This window comes from Synechococcus sp. R55.2, assembly GCF_047462075.1.
Classification (GTDB): domain Bacteria; phylum Cyanobacteriota; class Cyanobacteriia; order Thermostichales; family Thermostichaceae; genus Thermostichus.
In genome coordinates this window covers 1-21831 of the sequence record NZ_JANSIH010000169.1, presented here as the reverse complement: position 1 = coordinate 21831, position 21831 = coordinate 1, and the positions used below count along the sequence as shown (strand labels likewise).

Genomic DNA, 21831 nt, shown 5'->3' with positions numbered 1-21831 from the left:
CTCCCTCTTGAGCGTGCTCAACACCCTTTTTCAGGTTTATCCTCCCTTGCTGGGCTGGACGCTGCTGGGTTTTTTTCTCCAGAAGGGGCTGCCCGGCGACTGGAAGCGTTGGCTGGATCCCCACGCCTTGGGGCGATTCATGTTTTGGGTGGGAGTGCCCCTCAGCATTGTTGGGTTTATGCAGGGAGTGGATCTGTCGGGTCAAATCTGGGTTGCTCCCCTGATCTGCTGGCTGTCGGTGGGGCTGGGGTTTGCCTTGACCAGCGCTTGGCTGTGGTGGCAGCGCCACAACTGTTGGAGCAGTGCCCAGCAGGGCAGCTTTCACCTAACCGCCACCCTGGGGAACACCGGGTATTTGGGCTATCCCATCTGTCTGGCTGTGGCCGGAAGGGCTTACTTTGGCTGGGCCCTGTTCTATGATCTGCTGGGCACTCTGTTCATGGCCTACGGGTTTGGCGTGTGGGTGGCCAGCCGCCACGGCAGTTCCCATGCCCAACCTTGGCAGGTGGGCCTCCACATTTTGCGCACCCCTGCTCTTTGGTCTTTTGCTATGGGCCTACTGCTGACCCGCGAACCCCTGCCGGGTTGGCTCTCTCAAGGGTTGGCGGCTTTTGCCTGGAGCATGATCCCGCTCAGTTTGATGATCCTGGGGATGCGGCTGGCCCAGGTGAAGCGCTGGGGATCCTTTCTTGCCGCCGGAGTGGCCCTCTTGATCAAAATTGTGATTGTGCCGCTCTTGGTGGGAATCGGCCTTGCCTTCACCCCCTACCCGCCTCTGGCCAAGCTGGTGCTGGTCCTGCAGAGCGGTATGCCCCCCGCCATCGCCACCCTGGTGCTCACGGAAGAATACGACTTGGATCGGGAAATTACCGTAACTGCCTTGGCCGTGGGGTACTTAGCCGCCTTGCTGACCTTGCCCCTCTGGCTGGGACTCTGGGGATCCTAATAGGCCAGGTGAGACAACGTCTGCTCTAGGTAGCGATGCACCAGTTGATCCAGCTCAGTTTCCTGGCCAGGCGGCTCCTGTCCCTGTAGCCATCCTCGAAAACCCGAGCTTTCCACAATGGCCTGCCGCAACGGCTTCCAAACCGCTTGCGTGCGCAGTGCTGTGAGGGCCTCTGGCTCGCTGGAGTGCTCCGCACCGCTGTTGCGAGCGTGAACGGAGCTGAGAGCAGGATTGGTCATGAGAGGAAGGTGAGCAGGAGTGATTCACCCTCAGAATAACTCGGATCCCAGTTGGCTTTGGCTCTCTGGGATACAAATCTCCCCCTCTGTTCTGAACAAGCCTTCTCTCAATCGCTCAGGCAAAACCAATCCATCACCATCAACCAACTGGCGCAAGAGGCCCAGGGATCCCTAAACAAACAGTTGGCTGCGCTGCTCGACCCGCAAAGTTGGCCCCAAGGCATTGAGAAGAGAGACGCCGTAGCTGCGGGCAATGATGCGGCTATCCAAAATGGCCACCCATCGGGTGGATGAGCTGGAATCTTCTCCCGAATCAGAGCTTTGCCGCAGAGGCGCAACAGCCCGTTGCAACTGGGCAGCGGCCACCGGCAAAAGGTACTGACGGAACCAGTCCTGCTGGGTGCGTTGCAGATATTGCACCCGTCCGGCCACCCTTGGGTCTTCCACAGAAGGGAAAGGCAAAGTGGCGATCACCATCAGCTCAGGGCGCGGCAAGCCGGCCTTGTGGTGCAGCCAGTAGGGCCAGTCGCAGACCAAAATGCCCTTTTCGCCGGGGAACGGGCTGTTTACCCGCACCCGTGAGCCGAATTCGGCAGCCAAAGCCGCTCCCACCTGTGCTTGCAGAGGCTGATCCGACACCAACACCACCACAAAGCCTTGCGCTTGAGGGATCAGCTTTTTCAGCTCTTGCAGCAGGTGATCCCGAAATAGAGGGCTGTTGGGCAAGGGCAGGCGCGGCAAGTAGAGGGACAGCTCCGCCCCGCCGGAACGGGGCCAACCCTCGCCTGAGGCAAACCGCAACGGCGTCAGATCCGGCAAGCCCAACCGTCGCCGGTAGGTTTCCGCCTGGCGATCCAGATCCAGCGCTTCCCCAATAATCACCACCGGCTGTGTGGCCCAAATGGGGGCCAGCCAATCGTGCAGAGCCGCCGGGCTGTGGTGAAGGGTGAGGCGACCGGTTTCTCGGTCGGTTTCGGCCCACCAAATCCATTTGGAGACGGGATCCCCCTCAGAGCTGAGCCGCCGGCGGATTTGATCCCAGGGATCCGGCAGCCAGCCGGGGTAGCCTGTCACCAAAGACAGCACAGCATCCAGGTGAACCTGTTCATCCGCATGAAGCAGACAGCGGGAAAGAGGCCGCCGCAAAAGCTGAAGGGACAAATTGACCTGAACCTGGGAGAGCTGCTCCGCCTCGGCAGGGAAGATTTGCCGGAGCTGTTGCCAATGGCTGGCTTCCAGGGTCACCGTTAGCGCCTGGTAGGCCCAATCTTCCAGGTCTTCGGCTCCATCCAGGATCAGAGGGATCCCTGTCGGCACTTGCGAGGATCCCTTTCTCAAGCGAGCTTGCAGCCAATCCAGGGGATCCACCAACAGCAACCCCTGGAAATCGGGATCCGGCCAACGGTCTTTTTGCAGGACGGGCTTATGCAACTGCAGGGTGTGCTGTAGCCAGGGGATCTCTTCCCCCAAAATTTGCGCCTGCACAGGAGCTGTAGCGCAGAGCAAGGTGGGGTTGGGCCACATCAGGGCCGGCAGCAGATAACTGAGGCGGTGCTGACCCCCAGCAGGCACCTGGATCAAGGTGCTGCGACCCAACCGCAACCCTCGCGCCACCATGCGAGCCATCGTCAACTGGTGGGGCCACAGGGCTTCGGGAGACTGCCGCAAAAGCTGCCGCAACTGTTGGTGGACTTCAACCTCAATCACAGTTCAGTACGCCGGGGGTCTGCCACAGACGGTAGGGTGAACTAGCCTATTCTAGGGTAGAGAAGAAAACCAAAGCCCATCTCTGGGGTGAGCGATGTCTCTTCTAGCTGCTGTTTCCACGGGATCCCTGCTTCTGGATCGCTCCGGGTGGGGCCGTTTGCACATGAAGGGATCCCCAGGCTTGGACTATCTGCACAACCGAAGCACCCAAAATCTGAAGGCCCTCAAGCCAGGGCAGGGGGCCGACACGGTTTTCGTGACCCCCACCGCCGGCATCCTGGATTTGGCAACGGTGTACGTGGGAGAAGAAGACTGCTGGATCTGGACTTCGCCCCAGCGGCGCAGCCTGCTGATGCAGAGTTTGGGGCGTATGCTGCCTTTGGTGCGGGGAGCAGAGTTGAAAGATGAGACGGACCAGACCTTTGGTTTTGGGTTGCTCGGCCCCCAGAGTCAGGCTCTCCTGGAGCAAGTGGTGAGCTCAGAAGAGATCCCGACCAGGCTCAATGAGCACTGCGCCGTGGAGATCCAGGGGATCCCTGTCCATCTGGCTTGTGGCACGGGTCTTGCCCAGCCGGGGTTTACCCTCTGGGGCACCATTGACCAGAAAGTCGCTCTTGAAGAATGCTTGCTCCAAGCCGGAGCCAAGCTGGCCCCACCTGAGCTGTGGGAAGTCCTCCGCCTAGAAGCGGGTCGCCCCGCCGCCGACCGAGAGCTGACCTCAGACTACAACCCCCTAGAAGCCGGCCTGTGGCGAGCTGTTTCCCTTGACAAAGGTTGCTACGTTGGCCAGGAAGTCTTGGCCAAGCAGGTAACCTACCGGCGCATTCGGCAAACTTTGTGGGGGATCCGCCTCCAAGGAGAAGCTCATCCTGGCACAGAGATTTTGCGGCAGGGGGAAAAGATTGGGCTGCTGACCAGTGCAGGCCTAACTTCGCAAGAGTACCTGGGATTGGGATACGTGCGCACCAAATTCAATCCTGCCGAGGGGCTGGAAGTAGAAGTCGGCTCAGTGCCAGGAGTGCTGACCCGAATGCCGTTTTCCAGCTTCCCGCCTATTGTCTAGGATTGTTTTTGCGGCAGAGACCTCCCCTCTCCCGCTTCAAGGGAGAAACGCGGGCAAAGGATCCAGAACTTATAGGTCAAAGTGGCGGCGAAAGCGGGGATCCCGTCGATCCTTTTTGCGTCGGTTACAGGTTTTGCACAACGTTTGCAGATTGCTGATGTCGTTGCTGCCCCCTTGGGCAATGGGGATGATGTGATCGATCTGAAGCTGAACCTCTGGGGGCGACTTTCCGCAACCGCGACAACGGAAGCCGTCTCTTTGGAAAACATACTCCCGCACGGCTGCTGGAATTAGAATCCTTTCGCCGGATTTTCTTTCTTTCATCGTTATTCATCCATACTGCGAAGATCGTCCAGTGGAGACTTTTCATCTAGAGGTTCTAATATCTCTTGGTCGGGTTCTTTTATCAGAAATTCAGGATTGTCAGGATAAAAGTCAATCGTAACTTCTACTCTTACTTTTACTCTACCGGTCTGCCAACCGTTAGTTTTAGGAGAAAGAATCGAGCATGGAACTCCTTTATGGAAAAAATGAACCTGATCTTCATAGGGAATACCTGTTTGTATCTCAGACGAACTCAAGTGACTGTTTAGTCCGCTTCCCATTTGGTCAAACCTCAGGAAATAAGAATTGATAGAATCGCAAAGCTTGGAAATCATGTAGACTTTCTGCTTATTGTTCTTGTTGATAAAAGTGATAACTCCGTCTCCCAGTTGGCTAAGATTAATGGATGTTTTTGTCATCTTATCGACCTCAAGACATAGAGACAACTTGAACAGCCCGTAAATCATCCAGTATAGAATCCTCTAGTTTTCTGGGAGCGCTATCTCCAGAATCTCTATATGGGTCATCAGGAACAAACTCGAGATAAACTTTGACTGATATCTTGCCAGAGATCCACGACTTTCTGGGCTGTAAGACTCTAGATTCTATTCCATCCACGAGCATTCTAATGTCCGCATAAACCTTTCTTGATTGAAGGTAACCGTTTGTCTGGAAAATATCTGAAAGAAGGTAATTAATAATTGCACTATGCAAGCTACTTGGAAGGTAAACTTGATCACCAATCTCAACAACAGTTTCTCTATCATTTCATTTGCTCTGAAAACTAGTCGGATCGGCCACAGCATTGTCTCCTATTGCTCACAGACTTTACTGACTGACATCTCCCCGAATGTCATCCAAAGGCGATCTACTGCTCCCTGATCCCGTTTCTTCTGGCTCAAACTCAACCACTAGTCTCATCCTAACTCTACCAGCAATCCACGGTGAGCCAGGACGTAAGAGTTTAGCAGGAATTCCTTTCACGTTAGTTATTCCGTTCAAGTTGCTCCATAGAATCGAGACTCCCTTTTCGCTAAGTTTGCTGGATAAGTAGGATCTGATACTCTCATAAACAATCTCTGAGTACACCTGAGCAAACTCTTGCGAGTAGATTAGGCGTCCTCCTATATCAATGACAGTATTTTGGAAAATATCTAGCTCAACAAAGCACTCCTGAGATTGATCATTACTTGACACTTGCCCAACCCCCTCTATGTCTCTCTGGCTTAGGCTAGCTCTCACTTTCGCGAAGGTCATCCAGAGGGGATCCGCTGCTGCTCTCTGAGCCTGTATCCTCTGGCTCAAACTCTACAGTGATCCGCAATCTGACTCTGCCTTTTTCCCAATCCTTCTTGCCCGGCACCAAGAGTTGACAAGCAAGTCCCTGCCCAAACCACTTCGCTTCTTGCAACAATTTTTCTTCTGGCTTGGGAGCAAGAAGGCTACTGGCAATGTTGAGCAAGTCTTCCGGCGGCAGGATCCCTGAGGATCTCAAGGCCGCAATGAACAAGCGATGCAGCTCTTCTTTCTTGGTCAAGTCCTCTTGGGCTGCTTTGACCAAGTTGGCAACCTTGAAAGTTTTCTCCCCTACGGAGAGGATCCCTTCTGGGTGCTGCTGTAGAGGTATCGATTTGGATCCCATGACTTTATCTGGATCAAGTGAAAGGCCAAAAACAAAGACAAGCCGCTCTATCTCAAATCATCGAGAATGCTATCCAACTCTGGAAAACTCTCGTCTATGGGTGTAGAACGACCAAGAGCGACTGCTTCGCTTGCATTGCTGTCACCTACTTGCTGTTCAGGAAGACTTGCCAAAATTTGAACTGACTCACCAACAGAGGAAGGTTCAGGACGAGTAATCAAGGGCAGCATCTCACGATTGAGGCCCAAAGCTTGCAAGCAGAGGTTGATCCCAGAAACAGCTTGGTTATACTTGTCTATGCTTGCCTCCAGTTCTTTCAGCCGCTGTTGGTTAAGCGCAATTTTCTCTTCAGCCTCTTTTCTGAGAGTTGCTTCCATGAACTGCTTTGCTTCTGGGTACTTTTGTAAAATCTCGTCGGCTACTTGCTTGGCAACCGGCAATAGTTGAGTTTTTAGAGTGTTGTTGGTCTCTTGTCGGAAGCTAGAACGCACTGTCTGGTTAATTTTCGGCTCGAAGTCAAGCTTAAGTAATTGTCGGATTCCAGGCTCTGCGTCGCGAATAGCAGAGATGTCATAAGATTGGCTGGTTTGCTTTAGGACTTCTCGAAACTGGTAGATCGAGAATGTTCCTTCGTCATAGAAGCGGGGGCTTTCTCTGAGGTAGCGGTCGCACTCTTTTCGGGCACCATTGACAAGAGAACTCAAAGTTACCTCCTTAACCAAAAGAAGCTTTTTCTCCAAGTCCCCATCGGATCCCAGTAGGCGAAACAACTGCCTGTAGTAGCTCGAGCTGCGAACTTCATCAACAAGGCGACGAAAGAAGTTCTCTACAAGCGTGCTGGCTGATTCTACCAGGATGTCTTCTAGATGGTTGGATAAATAGTAAAAGGCTTCGACCAATACAGCTAAGAATGGAGCTGTGGAGTTGCGGGGACGAATGCGAACGGCTTGACTGTAAACATTGTCCAACGAAAAAGTATCCAAAAGCTCATCTAGCCTCCGTACCATCCTAGCCTGCAATTTACGGAAATCGTTCTCAAATTCTTTGTTTTCTCCGTTAATAACTTTATTGACTACTGTCTGGATATGCTCGTCAAACTCTCGGCCAATACTGGCTAGCTGCTGATTGATCAGCGTCAGCTCATAGGAAATCATGCTGTCAATCTCTTTGGGCTGGCTATCAATGTCTCGGTAGAGATCTAGATAGGACTTCCTCATCTCGATGCAGAGAGGTTGCAAATCATCGGCCAGCGCGGAAAATAGCTGTGGCCGTTTTTCTTCCGTTAAGTAACGAGTGATCCCAGCCCGAAAGTCTTCAATACCGCTATCTTTAATCATATACTCAATCAAAGGTTTTCCCCACTCCCTCAGAATCCGAACGTAGTTATTTATGGGTGTGTCGTACCCATGTACAGAAGGGCGGAACGGGGATCCAACCAACCTACCTGACGTGCAGTACTTGTTAAACTCGCTGACAAACTGGGGCGTTTCTTCCTCACCACCCAATTCTTTGATGCTTTCTGAAAAAATCGTATCCAGTCCAAATCGATCCTCAGGGGTAGTTGTCTTGATCTGGGAACCATAGAAGCCAAGAAGGCCGCTCGTCTTGAATATGCGGAGCTGACGAAATTGCTGGTCGATAATGTTTTCTAGTCTCTGCTTTAGTTGTGCGTTGTACCAAGTCTCATCAATCCGGTTAAACACATAGAAGACGCGATCCCTGATGCTGTCATTACCTTGAATGTGTTCAATAAGTTCTGTCTCTTCCTTGGTTAGTTCGCCTGTTGCAGCACATTTGAGAACGCAAACAACTGCAGACGTATCCGGATCGGCAATTTTTCGATAGGTGCGCTCTGCATCTGCTTTGACTGGAGCATCGATCCCAGGAGTATCGACAATAACGTTTCCATCTTCCAGCAAGGGGTGGTGGCAATAGTATTCCACCTTTCGCAAAACTGCGCTATTGGCACCGCGCCGGGCAAAACCCGCAGCTTCCCTTAGGTTGCCGAAGTTGAGCTGCTCCATCGAGAAGACTTTGTTCTCGGTAGGGTGAATTTTGTCCCGGTTCTGCTGGAAACCTGTAATCAACAAGCGAAGTGCATCCGCCTGCTTCGCCCGCTCTGACTTGCTTTTGCCTCCCTCCTGCTGAATAATAGCCTCAGCACGCTCCTTCAGGGGATTCAGTGCAGTGTCTTCCAGCCTGCTGAGTGACGGAGCCAAGTTTAGGAAAGCGCAGAAGGCGGTCATCTGTTCTTGCACTTCCTGCTCGCTAAGAAAAGTGAGCACTACCCTCTCCGCATTTGGCTCTGCGTAGGCGATGTAGCACTCTGTCCCTGTGGCGTGCCCTTCGGCGCTGTAGAGAAGCTCTCTTTCTAAGAGGGCATTGATTAGCATAGACTTGCCAGCACTGAAAGCACCGGCAAAGACAATCTCGAAGGTTGGAGAAATAGCTTTGCTGAGGGAAGCTTGAATCCGAGTGGTATCTTGCTTGCCTGAAAAAGTGGAATCCTGATGCCAGAGTTGCAGGATAGCTTCAACCTGCTCTTTCAAGTTCTCACACTGAGGCAGGAGCTTTACAGACATAAGAGAGCAATCTCCACAGAGGCTGCTGGGATTATAACTTGCCTATGCTTGAGGTGAGGATTCCTACAGCAATTTTCTTCAGTGCTGGAGCTGTTCGAGATTTCGACCTAAGTCTAAGTCCAGATACCTACCTGAGCTCTTGAGTGAGAGCAAGGTTCTTTGTTGGCCAATACCGGGAAACTTCGCTGCCATCGTGACCCTCTCCGCCAGCATCCCAGATCTGGCAACGACGTATATGGATCCCAAGCCGGAGCGGAGCTGGCCCTGACAGAATTTTTGGGAATCTCTGTGCCCAGAAGCTGGTCATCCCGCCACCGAGCAAGAGCTGGCTCCAGACTACAGACTCCAAAAGGCAGTCTTGTGGCAGGCTGCTTCCCTTGGCAAAAGTTGCTGTATTGGCCAGGAAGTCTTGGCCAAGGGAGTGATGTATGGACACCCTGTGGGGGATCCGTCCTGGCGCAGAGGTTTTGCGGCAGGGGGAAAGGATTGGTCTGCTGGCTGGTGCTGGCTTGACTTCGTGGGGGTGCCTGGGATTGTGAGCCAAGAAAGAAATTCTTAAAAAGCTTTCGCCAGACGCAAAACCGCATTTAGGATTGGCTTCTAGGGTTCGTTAGCGAGTAACCTGCACCCTCGTTTTCAGAATCATCTGCTACCGAACCCGCTGCGTCTTGTCAGCCCAACCGATTTCTTCAGTGCAGGCTGCTTGAACCGTTGGCTTAATGTTCTGCCTTCAACTGCGATGGACTCTTCGATCTCTCAATCCCAACCTTCTTCCCGGCGGGATCCCGTGCCTTCGGGCAAGCTTTCCCGGCGCATGGGGCAAGCCCTACTGGGGTTAGCATTGGCCACTTGGCTGTTAATGGGGTTGGGCAGTGCCACCCGCGTCATGAATGCTGGGCTGTCTTGTCCAGATTGGCCCCTTTGCTACGGGGCAATTGTGCCCAGCCAGCAGATGAACCTGCAAGTCTTTTTGGAATGGTTTCACCGCATGGTGGCTTCTGGGGTAGGCTTGGCTACGCTGGTTCTGATGGGGTTTGCTTGGCTGAAGCGTCAGGCATTGCCCACTTGGCTGCCCTGGGGTTTGAGTTTGGCTTTTGCCCTGGTCTTGGTGCAAGGGATCCTGGGTGGGCTGACGGTCACGGAGCTGCTGCGCTTTGACATTGTGACGGCCCACTTGGGCACGGGCCTGCTGTTTTTTGCCACTTTGCTCACCCTGGGATTACTGATCTGGACAAGAGCCGGTTCTAAGGACTCCATCCTGCCGCTGCGACTGGGTGAAGGGCCATTTTCCGTCGGCTACTTGCCTTGGCTGGGCTTGGGGGCGGTGCTGCTGGTATATGTCCAGAGCCTTCTGGGCGCCTTGGTGGCCTCCCAATGGGCTTTGCATCAATGCTTTGCTGCCGGCGAGCTGTGCTGGGTGATGAATAGCCACTTGCTGGGGGTTGCTCCGGCCACCCTTGGGGTGTTGGCGGTAGCGGTGGCCACCGGGCTGCGGCGCAAGCGGATCCCCCGCCTTCTCAAGTTCTTGGGCCATGGGTCTGTTGGCCTGCTGTTGGCCCAGGTGGGGATCGGTGTTTTGACCTATCATTACCGGCTGCAGGTAGAACCCCTAACGGTGGCCCATCAGATGATGGGGGCAGCTTTGCTGGCCTGTCTGCTGGGTTTTACGGTGCTGGCCTGGCGAATGCGAACCCAGGGGGAAGAAGGCCAGTGGATGGCCATGACCGCAGAAATGACCGGTGAGTGAATTTCATGCAAGATAGCGTTTTAGTCGACCGTCAGGCTTCCTACCAGAACCCGATGGGGGGGATCCCCTCTGAGCAGAGCCCATGTGCTCTGGGGTGCGAGCGCCAGGCGCTTGTCCAGGTTTTGCACAGCTACAGCCAGTTGGTGAAGCCCAAGATCATCGCCCTCTTGCTGATGACGACGGCTGGGGCCATGTGGATGGCAGGCAACACCGACCCGTTCAGGTTTTTCATCACCCTTTTGGGGGGAGGAATGGCGGCGGCGGCAGCCAACGTCATCAACATGGTGTATGACACCGATATCGATCGGATGATGGAGCGAACCCGCCATCGTCCCCTGCCTTCCGGTCGAATCCGGGCGCGGGATGCTCTGATTTTTTCGGGGATCCTAGCTTTGGCTGCCTTTGGGTTGTTGGCTATTTTCACCAACCTGCTGGCTGCCGGTTTGGCCATGGTGGGGATCCTGGTGTACGTGGGGGTCTACACCCACTGGCTGAAGCGCTCCAGCACGCAGAACATCGTCATCGGTGGAGCGGCAGGAGCCATCCCGCCTTTGGTGGGCTGGGCAGCGACCACAGGTGAGCTGAGTTGGGCTGCCTGGGTGATGTTTGCCATTATCTTTTTGTGGACTCCACCCCACTTCTGGGCTTTGGCCATTCTGAAGCGGGAAGACTACGCTCGCGCGGGGGTGCCGATGCTGCCGGTGGTCGCGGGCGAAAGGATCACTGCCGCGCAGATTTTGCTCTACGCGCTGCTGATGGTTCCGGTCAGCCTGTTGCTGGTTTACCCATTGGGAATGCTGGGATCCTTTTATCTGAGCGTCGCGGCGCTGCTGGGATCCCTCTTGGTTTGGAAGGCGGTGCAGTTGCTGCAGGATCCCTGCAATCGAGATCGGGCAGCCTCGCTCTTCACGTTTGCCAACCTATACTTGCTGCTGCTCTGTGGAGCCATGGGTCTGGATAGGTGGTCGTTAACCCACATCCTCTGGAGCCAGGCCACTGCGTCCCTCCAAGGGATTTACACCACCCTCATAGCGCTGGCCAGCTGACTTGCGCGAATGGGGGATCCCTGGGTTGATAACCCCCGTTGGCCAGCCGGTTTTTCCTCAAAATTGCGGCCCATTCTCAGAGAGTGACACTCCATACCGTGCAGGGTAGAATGAGCTGATCATTAGCCAAGCAAGACACACCCGGCCATGACCAATGAGGAAATTGAGACGCGGTTTGTCCAGTTGGCCGAAGCTGTGACCAGGGTGGCCAATACAGTTGCCCAGGTTACCGATGCTCAGCTTGCCTTGCAGACTCTTTCGGGGCGTCTCGCTGAGGTTGTCCTGGAATTGCGGCAGGAAGTGCGGGAATTGCGGCAGGAGCTGAGAGAATTGAGGCAGCGGCAGGCTGAATCGGATCAACGCTTTGAGGTTCTCCTTCAGGAAATCCGCTTCTTAATCCGCCGTCAGGGAGAGGGGCAAGCGTGAGTTGGGAAATCGCCTGGTGGAAGCCCCTGAGATAGGTCAGGATCCTCTCCGTGGAAAGGATGAAAACAGCGGAGGATCCCTTGCTGCCTAAGGTTTGCTCCCAAGCAGAATACTTTCATTATTTCAAACAGCAATGAAACGGCTTGCTGCGTCGATCCCTAACTCCCCTCTCCCAGGGGGAGAGAAGCCGGAGGTGAGGGAAGGCCGCCTTACAGGAGAGGAGTTGGGGGTAGATTTTGCCGAGCCTTTGTGGACACTTAAGAAGCCCAGAAGCCTTGCTGGATAGGACTGTCTGGGCTTGGGGAGATGTTGCTGAACCGTTTCGCAACGCATAGTCACTTATCTCACCGTCAAGGTGAAACAAACAACCGCTTGCTTCCTGCTAAGGCCTCCGGCCCGCTAGCGCAAGCAGTAGAAATAGATGGTAATAGAAGCCACGACTGCTATCGGCCCTCTGGGGATGGAGCTTAGCGGACTTGAACCGCTGACCCCTTCAATGCCATTGAAGTGCTCTACCAACTGAGCTAAAGCCCCAATCACTTGGCTTCGAGCCAGAATCCCGCTCAAGGATCCAACTTTCTACTCCATTCTACACCTGCAGCCTGTAGAAGCTGCCTTATTGGTAAAAAGTGCTGGGATCCCATACTAGATAAGGGGAGGATCCTTGTCAATAGTTTGGATGGCTCAACCGGGGGGAAGCAACAGTGGGGTTTGCTCGGCCCTCAGCCTTTTGTTGCCCGGCATCCCAGGAAGCCCGCAGGGTGGTAGAACGGAGTCAGTGGCAATTGAGGGGCCTGTGACACAAGAAACTCTGCTTAACCGCACTTTGGCAGCTTCTTTGCTGGTCGTCTGCCTTATCGCGGCCATTGTCGGGGGCACGCGCCCTGCCCCAGAGTCTACCCGAGGCGGGGTCGGTCTAGAGGCCGCACGGGGGGCGGATCGCATCGAGGTGGTCACCCTGGAAGGAGCGATAGGCAGCCCAGGGGGTTCGACTTTGGTAGGCCTGCCCACTTCTCCTGTGGAACAGTTGCGGGAGGCAGCACGGGATCCCTCTGTCAAGGCTGTATTGCTGCGCATCAACAGTCCCGGCGGAGCTGTGGGATCCAGCCAGGAACTCTACCGCGCCGTAACCGCTCTACACGGAGCAGGCAAGCCGGTGATCGCTATCCTAGAAAACATTGCTGCCAGTGGGGGGTACTACGTGGCCAGCGCTGCCGACAAAATCTATGCCAACCCTGGCACCCTGACCGGCAGCATAGGGGTTATCATCAGCGGCCTCAGCTTTGGTAAGTTGCTGGAGAACTACGGCATAGAGCCGCAGACCTTCAAAACCGGCGAGTACAAAGACCTTCTCTCTCCTTTCCGCAGTGCCACTCCTCAAGAGCAGCGCCTTCTGCAAAACTTGGTGGAGGATACCCTCGAGCAGTTCATTCGCGATGTGGCCCAAGGACGCCAGCACTTGCCAGAAAAGGCAGATGAGGTGCTGGAAGCAGAGATGATCGCGCGACGGCAGAGCTTGGATGAAGCCCGGGTGCGACAATTGGCCGATGGACGCATCTTCACCGGGGCGCAAGCTGTGGAGGTGGGCTTGGTGGATGCTTTGGGGGGCTACACCGAAGCGGTGGAGGATCTGCGGCGCATGACCGGGGATCCCTCTTTGTCACCGGCGGGTGAGGGAGAGGGTTTCCAACGAGTCCTGCGACGACTGTTGAGCCAGGGATTGTCCTCGCAAAGACAAGCCGCTTGGCTGGGCCGGCTGTTGGAGAGCAACGAGGCTGTTGGGATCCCAGACGTGCCGTTGCTGTGGATGGCGCCGGAGTGGACTTTGCGCTAAACCTAAATCTAATCAGGACGGGTTTTGGGTGTGGGGGGTGAACGGTGAATCGAGAACCGGTCGCGCCGGCGGCGCAGGGCACTTTGAGAGCGGCTGCTCCGGGGGTGCAGGGCAATACTTGGAGAGAGGGATCCCAGAAGGCCAATTCCTTGGCGGAGCTGGATTGGGCCATCGACCTGGAGCTGTTGACCAGTCGGGCTTGGGTGGAAATTGACGCAGCCCAGCTGCGAGAAAACCTGCGGCTGTTGCAGAGGCGCCTAGGCTCAAACGTCGAGATCTGGGCGGTGGTGAAGGCCAATGCCTACGGGCATGGAGCACAGTTGGTGGCTCCCGTGGCTGTTGCGGCTGGTGCCAAGGGGCTGTGTGTGGCCACCCTGGCCGAAGGGATCGAGTTGCGGCAAACGGGGCTGCAGGCTCCGATTCTGGTGTTGGGAGCTTTGAATACCTGGGCAGAACTACAGCAGGCCATGGCAGCCCGGTTGGAGGTCAGCCTCACCTGTGCAGAGCAAATCCCGCTGATGTGTCAGGTAGCCCGTTGGGCCGGGCGCCCCATCCCGGTGCATGTCAACGTGGATACGGGTATGACCCGTTTGGGGATCCCCTGGAAGGAAGCAGCAGCCGTGTGGGGGCAGATTTGTCGGATCCCGGAGCTGGAAGGCTGTAGCTTGTTTTCCCATTTGGCGACGGCGGACGAGCCCCATTCTCCGGTCATGGAACAGCAGCACGCCCGCTTTGCCCAGGTGGTGGAACAGATCCGTCAAGCCGGGGATCCCTTGCCGGCGCTGCATCTGGACAACTCAGCTGCCGCTCTGGCCCATCTCCACTACTCCCGTGTGCGCCTGGGACTGGCCCTCTATGGCTTGTCGCCTGCCCCCCACTTGCAACTGCCGGGTCTGCAGCCGATTCTGCGACTCAAGGCGCGGCTGACCCACATCCAAACTGTGCCTGCCCAGACCGGAGTGAGCTATGGACATCGCTACATCACCTCTCGCCCCAGTCGCATTGCCACTCTGGCCATCGGCTATGCGGATGGGATCCCACGGCGGCTTTCCGGCTGGCTGCGAGGATGGGTGCGCGGCGGCCTGATCCAACAGGTGGGCACGATCACGATGGATCAGTGCATGTGGGATGTAACCGAGAGGCCGGATATCCAGGTGGGGGATGTGGTGGAACTGCTGGGCCCGAATCTGGTGAATGTGGGTTTATCCGTGCAGGATTGGGCCGATCAGTTGGGTACTATTCCCTATGAGTTGCTGTGTGGGCTTTCTGCCCGTCTGCCGAGAGTGTTGGTTAACCCTCTGGGGTTTGATGATGGCTGACAGGACAGATCCGATTGCCTCAGCACACCCAAATACATCAAGCCCAGATAGGAGCGGGCCAGAGGCTGTTCGCGTCAGCAGCAGGGGATTTGGCTTGACTTGTCAACAGAGAATAGAGCAGCATCGAAGGTAATCGAGAGCACTCCTGCTCCCTGAAAGACAGGGGCTTGGCGGCGGGTTCGATTCACATCAGGAGGTAGCGATGGCGGAGGAACATAAGCCTCTGAAGGGCCTGGAAAATCAAATGGAACGGGCTGTTCTGGAGATGGTCAACGACATCCTGCTGATGGAGAGTCAGCAGCGCTACTGCTTCTGTGAGAAATTCTGTAACGATGCTGCCGCCCTGGCCTTGAACAACCTCAAACCTCGCTACGCCACCAGTTTTCACGGCTCTCTCCACACTTTGGAAGCCATTCAAGCGGATCAGGAGTTGCAGAGGCTGATCCGATTGGAGGTGGTGAAGGCCATGGAAAAGGTGGCGGCCAATCCCCGTTGCCCGGAGCCTGAATGTCCTTTGCTGCTGCGCGACGCCGAGACGATAGAGTTAGAACTGGCCCCTAGCGACAATTGAAGGAATGGCTCTGATGGAGCTGCGCTCCGCTGGCGCGAACGTTTCCCCTTCGCCGGTGGCCTTTCTTGGCCCTGCTGGAACCTACACAGAGTTGGCAGCTTTGCTGGCCTGCCCTGAGCAGCCTCACCTGCACAGCCAGGGATCCCATCCCTTGGTGCCCTACCCAACGATCAGCGCCTGTTTAGAAGCGGTAGCTGTCGGCCAGCAACAATGGGCGGTGGTGCCGGTGGAAAACTCCGTAGAGGGCGGGGTTTCGATGACCTTGGATGCCCTGTGGCAACTGGAGGGGCTAGGGATCCGGCAGGCGCTGATCCTGCCCATTCGCCATGCCCTCATCGGACGTGCCTCGCGGTTGGAGCAAATTGAGCAGGTCTACTCCCACCCGCAAGCTTTGGCCCAATGTCAGGCTTGGCTGAGATCCCATCTGCCCCAGGCCACTTTGATCCCAACCCGCTCGACCACCGAAGAATTGGATCGCCTGCAGGAGCAGCCCAGCGCCGCCGTCATCGCCTCAGAACGAGCTGCCACCCTCTACCAACTGCCGGTCTTGGCCTGCCCGATCAACGATCACCCCGATAATTGCACCCGCTTTTGGGTCATTGGCCGTGCGCCACTTTCCCGTTTGGGTCAGCAGGATGGAGCCCTGGCCAATCCTGCTTCTCCGGGGGGATCCCATACTTCCTTGGCCTTCAGCCTGCCCCACAATGTGCCGGGAGCACTGCTGAAACCTCTGCAAGTGTTTGCGGAGCGAGGTTTAAACATGTCCCGTATTGAGTCGCGCCCCACCAAAAAATCGGCAGGGACTTATGTCTTTTTTGTCGATCTGGAGAATCCTGTTGGCCAGCCCTATCTGGATGCCGAGGTGATTGCGGCGCTGGAATCGATTGCCGAAACCTTGAAGCTCTTTGGCAGCTACCCTGTGCATGACCTCTGCAAACAAGGTGCTCTATCCCAAACAGCAGGATCCCTGTCCCCTGAGGGGAAAGCGCGTCCAACGTAGACACGCCTTTCAAACCGTTGCATTATCTGGGTTCTAAGGCCCGAAAGTTGGGAGTGACATTAGTTTGAAGAGGGATCCCTGCTGGGGTGCTTGAGATCGGTCAAATCGTTGAGGCGGCGCAGGATCCCCCATCCCTGTAGGGCTTCCAGCAGGGCTTCCCGCACGACGGCTACCGTTTCTTGGTCGAGGGCCAACCGCAGATAATCCACCGCCAGCCGGGTTTGCTCGGGATCCAAGTGGGACATTAAGCTCTGCAAGCGGCGAACGCCCGCCAGCCGTCGGAAGGGATCGGGAGAAGCAATGTCGCTGAGGTCGCGCTCCAATTGAGACCGTTGCCGCTCTTGTCGGCCCCTGAGCCACTCCCCAAACAGCAGCGACAACAAGGCTAGAGTGGCCAATCCCTGTAGAATGGCACCGGTGGCCAGCCAGCGTTGGGTGGATTCTGCCCAGATGGAGATGAGGGTGTAGGTGCCCAAGGTGGCGGCTGCTCCCGAACCAATTGCCAGCAAAAGCGAGCGATCCGCCTGACGAAACCAAGCTCGCCACTCCCGCCAGCGGCGGTTGAACTCAGGGCTGCGCATCCCCTGTAGCCCCAACATCACCAAGGTACCCACCCCCAAAGAAAGAGCCAGCCGCCCGTTCCAGAAGGCCAGCCCCGCCAATGCCAAGCCCGACAGGGCCAGAACCCGCCATTGCGGCCCTGCTAGGATCCACAGAGCAACTTGGGATCCCGTCTCCACTGCCCCACGCCCCACCCGCTGCAGATACTCTGACCAGGATCCCTGGCCGGAAGAAGGGCGACCCGATTGATGTTTCACCGATGGCAACTCCCAAAACTCGGCCCTATCTGGCCCTTTGCAAGGCGGCAAGATAGGTCAACGTTCTCTAAATTATGCTCTTATGCTTTGCCGGTGGAGTCGAGATAGGCTTTCCACCCTTGGGCTTGCAACTGATCGTTTTTCTCCTGCACCGCCTGTTTTAGGCTTTCCCGATAGGCGATCACTCGCCGGAGCAGGTCGGGATCTCCACTGGCCAGGATCTGCACCGCCAGCAGACCCGCATTGTAGCCGTTGCCAATGGCCACCGTGGCCACCGGGATCCCTTTGGGCATTTGCACAATCGAGTATAAGGAGTCGATCCCCTGCAGGGATGGGCTGAGCACCGGCACCCCGATCACCGGCAGAGGGGTGAGGGACGCCACCATCCCCGGCAAATGGGCTGCTCCCCCTGCCCCGGCAATAATGACGCGGATCCCTTGGGTATGGGCGCGGCGGGCAAACTCTACCATGGCCTCGGGGGTGCGGTGGGCGCTGAGGATCTGCATCTGGTAAGGGATCCCGAATGCTTCGCACACCTGGGCGGCGGGTGCAAGGGTGGGCAGATCGGAATCGCTGCCCATTACGATGGCAACGAGGGGGGAAGGTTCCATAGGCTGCTGGCCCGGCGTAGCCGATCCATCATCGCATAGCCCAACCCCGTCAAGATGGGCGGGGGTTCTGCCAACAGGAGTGTGGCATCTCCCTCATCCAGGCGGCGCAAGCTGGCAAAGAGGGCGCGGGCGGCTGCCTTGAGATCCGAACCCAAACACTCCAAACTGAACGTGATCCCCGGCCAATGGCAGGAGAGGGTGTTCAGCAGAGCCTGGGAATCCGCGGCAAAGCTGAGGATGCCCAGGTGGGAATGACCGGTTGTCAGGTGCTGCACCTGTTGCCAATCGCCGGGCTGAAGCTGGGCAAAAGGGGTGGGCAAAAGCCGGAGGGGCTTACTGGGGGCATAGTGGCTGCTCAGTCGTCCCGGCGCTTCTGGCGGGCCCGTTTTGCCGTCCTCAGAGGCCCGGATGGGCAGTTTCAGGTGAGCTTCTAGGGCTTCCAGCGAGATCCCTCCTGGGCGCAGCAGCGTCGGGATCCCCTCGGGGCTGAGCTTCAGCACGGTGGATTCTAGGCCCACGGCACACTCTCCCCCGTCCAAGATGTAAGGGATCCGCCCTCCCAACTCTGCATAGACGGCCTGGGCTGAGGTGGGGCTGATGCGGCCAAAGCGATTGGCACTGGGGGCAGCCAGAGGGGTTTGCACCGCCTGCAACAAAGCTTGAGCCACCGGGTGAGCAGGCACCCGCAGGGCAACAGTAGGCAACCCGCTGCTCACCAGATCCGGCACGGTGGGACACTTGGGCAGCACCAAGGTTAGGGGCCCCGGCCAGAAGGTGTCGATCAGGGATCCCAGCAGAGCACGGGCGGTGGGAGTAAAAGCCGACACATCCACCAGCCACCCCTGCAGCTGCTCTAGGGTCACCCCAGCCGGCAGATGCAGGATCAGGGGATCGAAGCGGGGGCGCTCCTTGGCGGCAAAAATGTTCGCCACTGCCTGCTCATCCAAGCCATGGCCCGCCAGGCCGTAAACCGTCTCCGTGGGGATGGCCACCAACTGGCCCCGCAGCAAGGCTGCCGCCGCTACGGCAATGTGCTCAGGAGTGGGTGAGAGAATTTCCGTCTGCATCCATGACTCGGATTTGGAGTAAGGGCTAGGGATCCCGTTCTTCAATCCATTTTTGCGCCTGGTAGAGGGCGATGTTGATCTGATCCCCAAACAGCAGCGCCAAGGAAGTGAGCCAAACCCAGAGCAGCAGCACAATAACTGCCCCCACCGCCCCGTAGACTTGGTTGAACTGCCCAAAGTGCTCCACGTAAATCCGCAGCCCCCAAGACACCCCAACCCACAGTAGGCTGGCCACGATGGCTCCCGGCCAAATCGGCATTTGGGGTCGGCGCAAGCTGGGGCCAAATCGATACAGCACCCAGCAGGAGAAGACGACCAACCCCAGCGAAATCGGCCAGGTGAGGATCCCCCACAAGTTCAACCCCAGCTCTCGCAAGGGATCCAACTGAGTCGGCCCGCCAACTTCCTGCGCTAAGAATCCCGCTTTCCTGTACAAGAAGCGCAAAAAGCTGGCACTGAACAAAAAGATCAAGCTGGCCAGTCCGGTCAACCCCAAGGTGGCGAGCATCCAAACCAGCGAGATCAGCTTGCGTCTCCAGAAGGGACGGCGCCTATCTTGAGGGATCTCATGGCTGAGATCCAAAGCTGTCATCACCGCCCCCATGGCTCCAGAAGCAGCCCACAGGGTGCCCAAGAAGCCGAGCGACAACAACCCCCGATTCTGCCCGAAGCGGAGCTCGCGCACATACCGATCCAAAAGCGCCAGAGCCTCATGGGGAGCAATTTGGCTCAACTGCTCCATCAAGCGCTCGAAGGCTTGCTCAGAGGAGCCGACAAACAGCCCAACCCCGGTCAGGAGCGTGAGGATGAAGGGGAACAGCGCCAACACCGAGCTATAGGCCATTTCAGAGGCCAGGCCAAACAGCCGGTAGCGCATCGCGTTTTCCCAGGCCAACCGCAGGGTTAGCCAGACCAACTCTCGCCGGGAAGTCCGTCCTGACGACGCGAACGGGATCCCCAGCGCCCACAGCCGCTCAACCAGTCGCTCCAGCAGCCTCATGGTTCAGCACTTCAGCCCACCGGGGTAGGTACTGGGAAAAATCCTGTTTTTTGACAAACCGAAAAGGCCCGGATAGGGATCCCCAGATCACTTGATCGGTCTCCGGATCCCGACCTTGATCCAAGCTGTGAAAGTAGTCGGCTCCGATCTCAAACTCGCTGTACAAATAGGTGGTTCTGCCTTTGCGTTCAACAACACAGCCTTTGCCGGGTAGGCTGCGGCCCCGATAGCAAGATCCCGTCCATTCTACCTGGGTGATACAGCCGGGCAAGAGTTCCAGCTCCGCTGCTGTCAGACCGGCCAATTTCCCCTTCGCGTAAGCGTTGCATAGCAACAACTCTCGACCGGCGCACCTGTAGGAGTCAGGAGCCGTCAAAGCATAGTTTTGAATCCGGATCCCATCTGGAGTATCGAAGAGGTGGATCACCCGCTGCCGGTAGGGCTGCTCAGGATAAATGTCGTACAGTTGCTCCACGTAAAACCCCACCCCCTGGAACACCGACCAAGGCAAGGGACATTGGTACACATGAATGTTGGCAAACCAGACGGGCTCTGCGAGCGCCTGCTGCAGGTTGTTGAAGTGCCCTGCCATCCAGGTGGCCAGTTGGGCCAGTTGGGGGGAAACAGACATAGGTTCAGATAGATTCAATAGAGATTGAGAAGATTCTGTTTGAGCACTCCTGATCCTGCAGACTTTGCCCAATTGTCGAGGACTCCGTCGCGATGGCGCGCTCCATGACCCACTTTACAAAATTACCCAAGCTGCTGTTCTCGGGCTCAGTGGGCCATCCAAAGCGGAGTAGCCGGCGTTTTTTGCAGGGGAGCGGTCGACACCCCAAGAAAGCTTGTATCCTAGAAGGTACAACGCACAGACAGCGGTGAGTTGGGCGGGTTTCCAGGTTTCCCAATGTTGATTTGGATCCCATGAGTGCGCTTCTCTCCCCGGCAACCGATTTGCTGGACGAGTTGCGGCAGCTTTTCCCCTTTGAGCTGGACGACTTTCAGATCCGAGCCATTCAGGTTCTGGCTGCTGGGGAATCGGTGGTGGTTTGTGCTCCCACGGGATCCGGCAAGACCCTGATTGGAGAATATGCGATCTATCGAGCCTTATCCCAGGGCAAGCGGGTTTTCTATACAACGCCCCTAAAGGCCCTCTCCAACCAAAAGTTCCGGGATTTTGGCCAGCAATTTGGCCCGGAACGGGTTGGCCTGCTCACCGGCGACATTTCCATCAACCGGGATGCACCGGTCTTGGTGATGACCACCGAGATCTTCCGCAACATGCTCTACGGCACACCGATATCCTTGGCAGTGCAAAGGTATGCCTACGGCGAACGCGATGACGGCACAGAATTCTCAGAGGGCGAGGTGGATCCCTTGCGGGATGTGCAGGCGGTGATCTTGGACGAATGCCATTACATGAACGACCAGCAGCGGGGCACCGTCTGGGAAGAAGCGATCATCTACTGCCCCCCCACGATCCAGCTCATTGCCCTTTCTGCCACCTTGGCCAACAGCGACCAGCTCACCGATTGGATGAACCAGGTGCATGGCCCCACCCATCTGATCGACTCCAACCACCGCCCGGTGCCGCTGCAATTTCACTTTGCCAATCGCAAAGGGCTGTTCCCCCTGCTGGAACAAACGGAGTCGGGCCAGTGGGTTTGCAATCGCCGCCTAAAAAGCAAACTCCCCAAGTCCGGCCAGTCCTCCTATGGGGGGGTGCCGGATATGGTGCAGGTGGTGGAAAACCTGCGCCAGCGGGACATGTTGCCGGCCATCTATTTCATCTTCAGCCGCAAAGGCTGCGACCTGGCGGTGGCCAGCGTGGGGAACTTGGACTTGATCGCCAGCGAGGAAGAACGGCAGCAGTTGGCTGAGCAGATCGA

General features: G+C 56.6%; 22 protein-coding genes, 1 tRNA gene and 1 pseudogene. 10 read left to right on the top strand and 14 right to left on the bottom strand.

The features are described from left to right. Positions 1–13: 13 nt before the first annotated feature. Entirely contained in the window at positions 14–946 is a 933-nt protein-coding gene (locus NW838_RS05985) for an AEC family transporter (protein WP_414357971.1), read from the top strand. Here NW838_RS05985 and NW838_RS05980 read toward each other — a convergent pair. Both NW838_RS05980 and NW838_RS05975 read right to left on the bottom strand, forming a co-directional pair. After that, positions 943–1185, bottom strand: a complete 243-nt coding sequence (locus NW838_RS05980) for a hypothetical protein (RefSeq protein ID WP_414357973.1) — start codon at positions 1183–1185, stop codon at positions 943–945. The genes NW838_RS05985 and NW838_RS05980 overlap by 4 nt on opposite strands. 171 nt (positions 1186–1356) lie before the next feature. Then, positions 1357–2892, bottom strand: a complete 1536-nt coding sequence (locus tag NW838_RS05975) for a hypothetical protein (protein WP_414427691.1) — start codon at positions 2890–2892, stop codon at positions 1357–1359. Positions 2893–2986: 94 nt separating this feature from the next. Between NW838_RS05975 and NW838_RS05970 the strand changes: the two genes are divergently transcribed. Further along, positions 2987–3955, top strand: a complete 969-nt coding sequence (locus NW838_RS05970) for a YgfZ/GcvT domain-containing protein (RefSeq protein ID WP_414427690.1) — start codon at positions 2987–2989, stop codon at positions 3953–3955. Positions 3956–4024: 69 nt separating this feature from the next. Here NW838_RS05970 and NW838_RS05965 read toward each other — a convergent pair whose 3' ends face one another. The 6 genes and pseudogenes from NW838_RS05965 to NW838_RS05940 all read right to left on the bottom strand — a co-directional run bounded on the left by NW838_RS05965 (position 4025) and on the right by NW838_RS05940 (position 8470). Then, positions 4025–4279 carry an HNH endonuclease gene (locus tag NW838_RS05965; protein ID WP_414357979.1) on the bottom strand — a complete coding sequence of 85 codons (255 nt, stop codon included), beginning with the start codon at positions 4277–4279 and terminating at the stop codon, positions 4025–4027. Positions 4280–4281: 2 nt separating this feature from the next. After that, positions 4282–4698 (bottom strand): KGK domain-containing protein, encoded by a 417-nt coding sequence (locus NW838_RS05960; protein WP_414344169.1) that lies wholly within the window; start codon positions 4696–4698, stop codon positions 4282–4284. A 10-nt stretch (positions 4699–4708) separates the two neighbouring features. After that, a pseudogene (locus NW838_RS05955) lies at positions 4709–5026 on the bottom strand (KGK domain-containing protein); the annotation flags it as partial. A gap of 81 nt (positions 5027–5107) precedes the next feature. Further along, a complete protein-coding gene (locus tag NW838_RS05950; RefSeq protein ID WP_041436828.1) occupies positions 5108–5536 on the bottom strand; it encodes a KGK domain-containing protein in 429 nt (142 codons plus the stop codon). Continuing rightward, a complete protein-coding gene (locus NW838_RS05945) occupies positions 5511–5921 on the bottom strand; it encodes a KGK domain-containing protein (protein ID WP_414357981.1) in 411 nt (136 codons plus the stop codon). Before NW838_RS05945 ends, NW838_RS05950 begins: the two co-directional genes overlap by 26 nt. Positions 5922–5968: 47 nt before the next feature. Continuing rightward, the gene (locus NW838_RS05940) at positions 5969–8470 is read right to left on the bottom strand and encodes a dynamin family protein (protein ID WP_414427689.1); all 2502 of its coding nucleotides are present in this window, start codon (positions 8468–8470) and stop codon (positions 5969–5971) included. A gap of 772 nt (positions 8471–9242) precedes the next feature. Between NW838_RS05940 and NW838_RS05935 the strand changes: the two genes are divergently transcribed. The 3 genes from NW838_RS05935 to NW838_RS05925 all read left to right on the top strand — a co-directional run bounded on the left by NW838_RS05935 (position 9243) and on the right by NW838_RS05925 (position 11722). Beyond that, complete coding sequence (locus tag NW838_RS05935; RefSeq protein ID WP_414358133.1) at positions 9243–10250, top strand: COX15/CtaA family protein; 1008 nt, start codon at positions 9243–9245, stop codon at positions 10248–10250. Positions 10251–10303: 53 nt separating this feature from the next. After that, positions 10304–11296: a heme o synthase gene (locus tag NW838_RS05930; RefSeq protein WP_414358143.1), complete on the top strand. Its 993-nt coding sequence runs from the start codon at positions 10304–10306 to the stop codon at positions 11294–11296. 147 nt (positions 11297–11443) lie between these two features. Further along, positions 11444–11722 (top strand): hypothetical protein, encoded by a 279-nt coding sequence (locus NW838_RS05925; RefSeq protein ID WP_414343242.1) that lies wholly within the window; start codon positions 11444–11446, stop codon positions 11720–11722. Positions 11723–12183: 461 nt separating this feature from the next. Here NW838_RS05925 and NW838_RS05920 read toward each other — a convergent pair. Beyond that, positions 12184–12256: transfer RNA gene (locus NW838_RS05920), tRNA-Ala, on the bottom strand. Between the two features lie 262 nt (positions 12257–12518). On the opposite strand from NW838_RS05920, the gene sppA reads away from it, so the two are divergent. The 4 genes from sppA to pheA all read left to right on the top strand — a co-directional run bounded on the left by sppA (position 12519) and on the right by pheA (position 16446). Further along, complete coding sequence (gene sppA, locus NW838_RS05915; RefSeq protein ID WP_414358134.1) at positions 12519–13556, top strand: signal peptide peptidase SppA; 1038 nt, start codon at positions 12519–12521, stop codon at positions 13554–13556. Between the two features lie 44 nt (positions 13557–13600). Beyond that, positions 13601–14875, top strand: coding sequence for an alanine racemase (gene alr, locus NW838_RS05910; RefSeq protein ID WP_414427688.1), 1275 nt, complete (start codon positions 13601–13603; stop codon positions 14873–14875). 202 nt (positions 14876–15077) lie between these two features. Continuing rightward, entirely contained in the window at positions 15078–15446 is a 369-nt protein-coding gene (locus NW838_RS05905) for a late competence development ComFB family protein (protein WP_414358139.1), read from the top strand. Positions 15447–15459: 13 nt separating this feature from the next. Then, positions 15460–16446: a prephenate dehydratase gene (gene pheA / locus NW838_RS05900; protein WP_414358140.1), complete on the top strand. Its 987-nt coding sequence runs from the start codon at positions 15460–15462 to the stop codon at positions 16444–16446. A 59-nt stretch (positions 16447–16505) separates the two neighbouring features. Here pheA and NW838_RS05895 read toward each other — a convergent pair whose 3' ends face one another. The 5 genes from NW838_RS05895 to NW838_RS05875 all read right to left on the bottom strand — a co-directional run bounded on the left by NW838_RS05895 (position 16506) and on the right by NW838_RS05875 (position 20573). Next, positions 16506–17264 carry a hypothetical protein gene (locus NW838_RS05895; RefSeq protein ID WP_414427687.1) on the bottom strand — a complete coding sequence of 253 codons (759 nt, stop codon included), beginning with the start codon at positions 17262–17264 and terminating at the stop codon, positions 16506–16508. 80 nt (positions 17265–17344) lie between these two features. Further along, complete coding sequence (gene purE / locus NW838_RS05890) at positions 17345–17875, bottom strand: 5-(carboxyamino)imidazole ribonucleotide mutase (protein WP_414358129.1); 531 nt, start codon at positions 17873–17875, stop codon at positions 17345–17347. Next, on the bottom strand, positions 17845–18942 hold the full coding sequence (locus tag NW838_RS05885) for an L-threonylcarbamoyladenylate synthase (RefSeq protein WP_414427686.1): 1098 nt from the start codon (positions 18940–18942) through the stop codon (positions 17845–17847). The genes purE and NW838_RS05885 overlap by 31 nt, the downstream gene beginning before the upstream one ends. Before the next feature lie 25 nt (positions 18943–18967). Further along, positions 18968–19942, bottom strand: a complete 975-nt coding sequence (locus NW838_RS05880; protein ID WP_414358125.1) for a YihY/virulence factor BrkB family protein — start codon at positions 19940–19942, stop codon at positions 18968–18970. Then, positions 19917–20573, bottom strand: a complete 657-nt coding sequence (locus NW838_RS05875) for a chromophore lyase CpcT/CpeT (RefSeq protein ID WP_414358122.1) — start codon at positions 20571–20573, stop codon at positions 19917–19919. The genes NW838_RS05880 and NW838_RS05875 overlap by 26 nt, the downstream gene beginning before the upstream one ends. Before the next feature lie 293 nt (positions 20574–20866). Here NW838_RS05875 and NW838_RS05870 point away from each other — a divergent pair. Further along, the coding region (locus NW838_RS05870) for a DEAD/DEAH box helicase (protein ID WP_414427685.1) at positions 20867–21831 on the top strand (965 nt) is incomplete at its 3' end.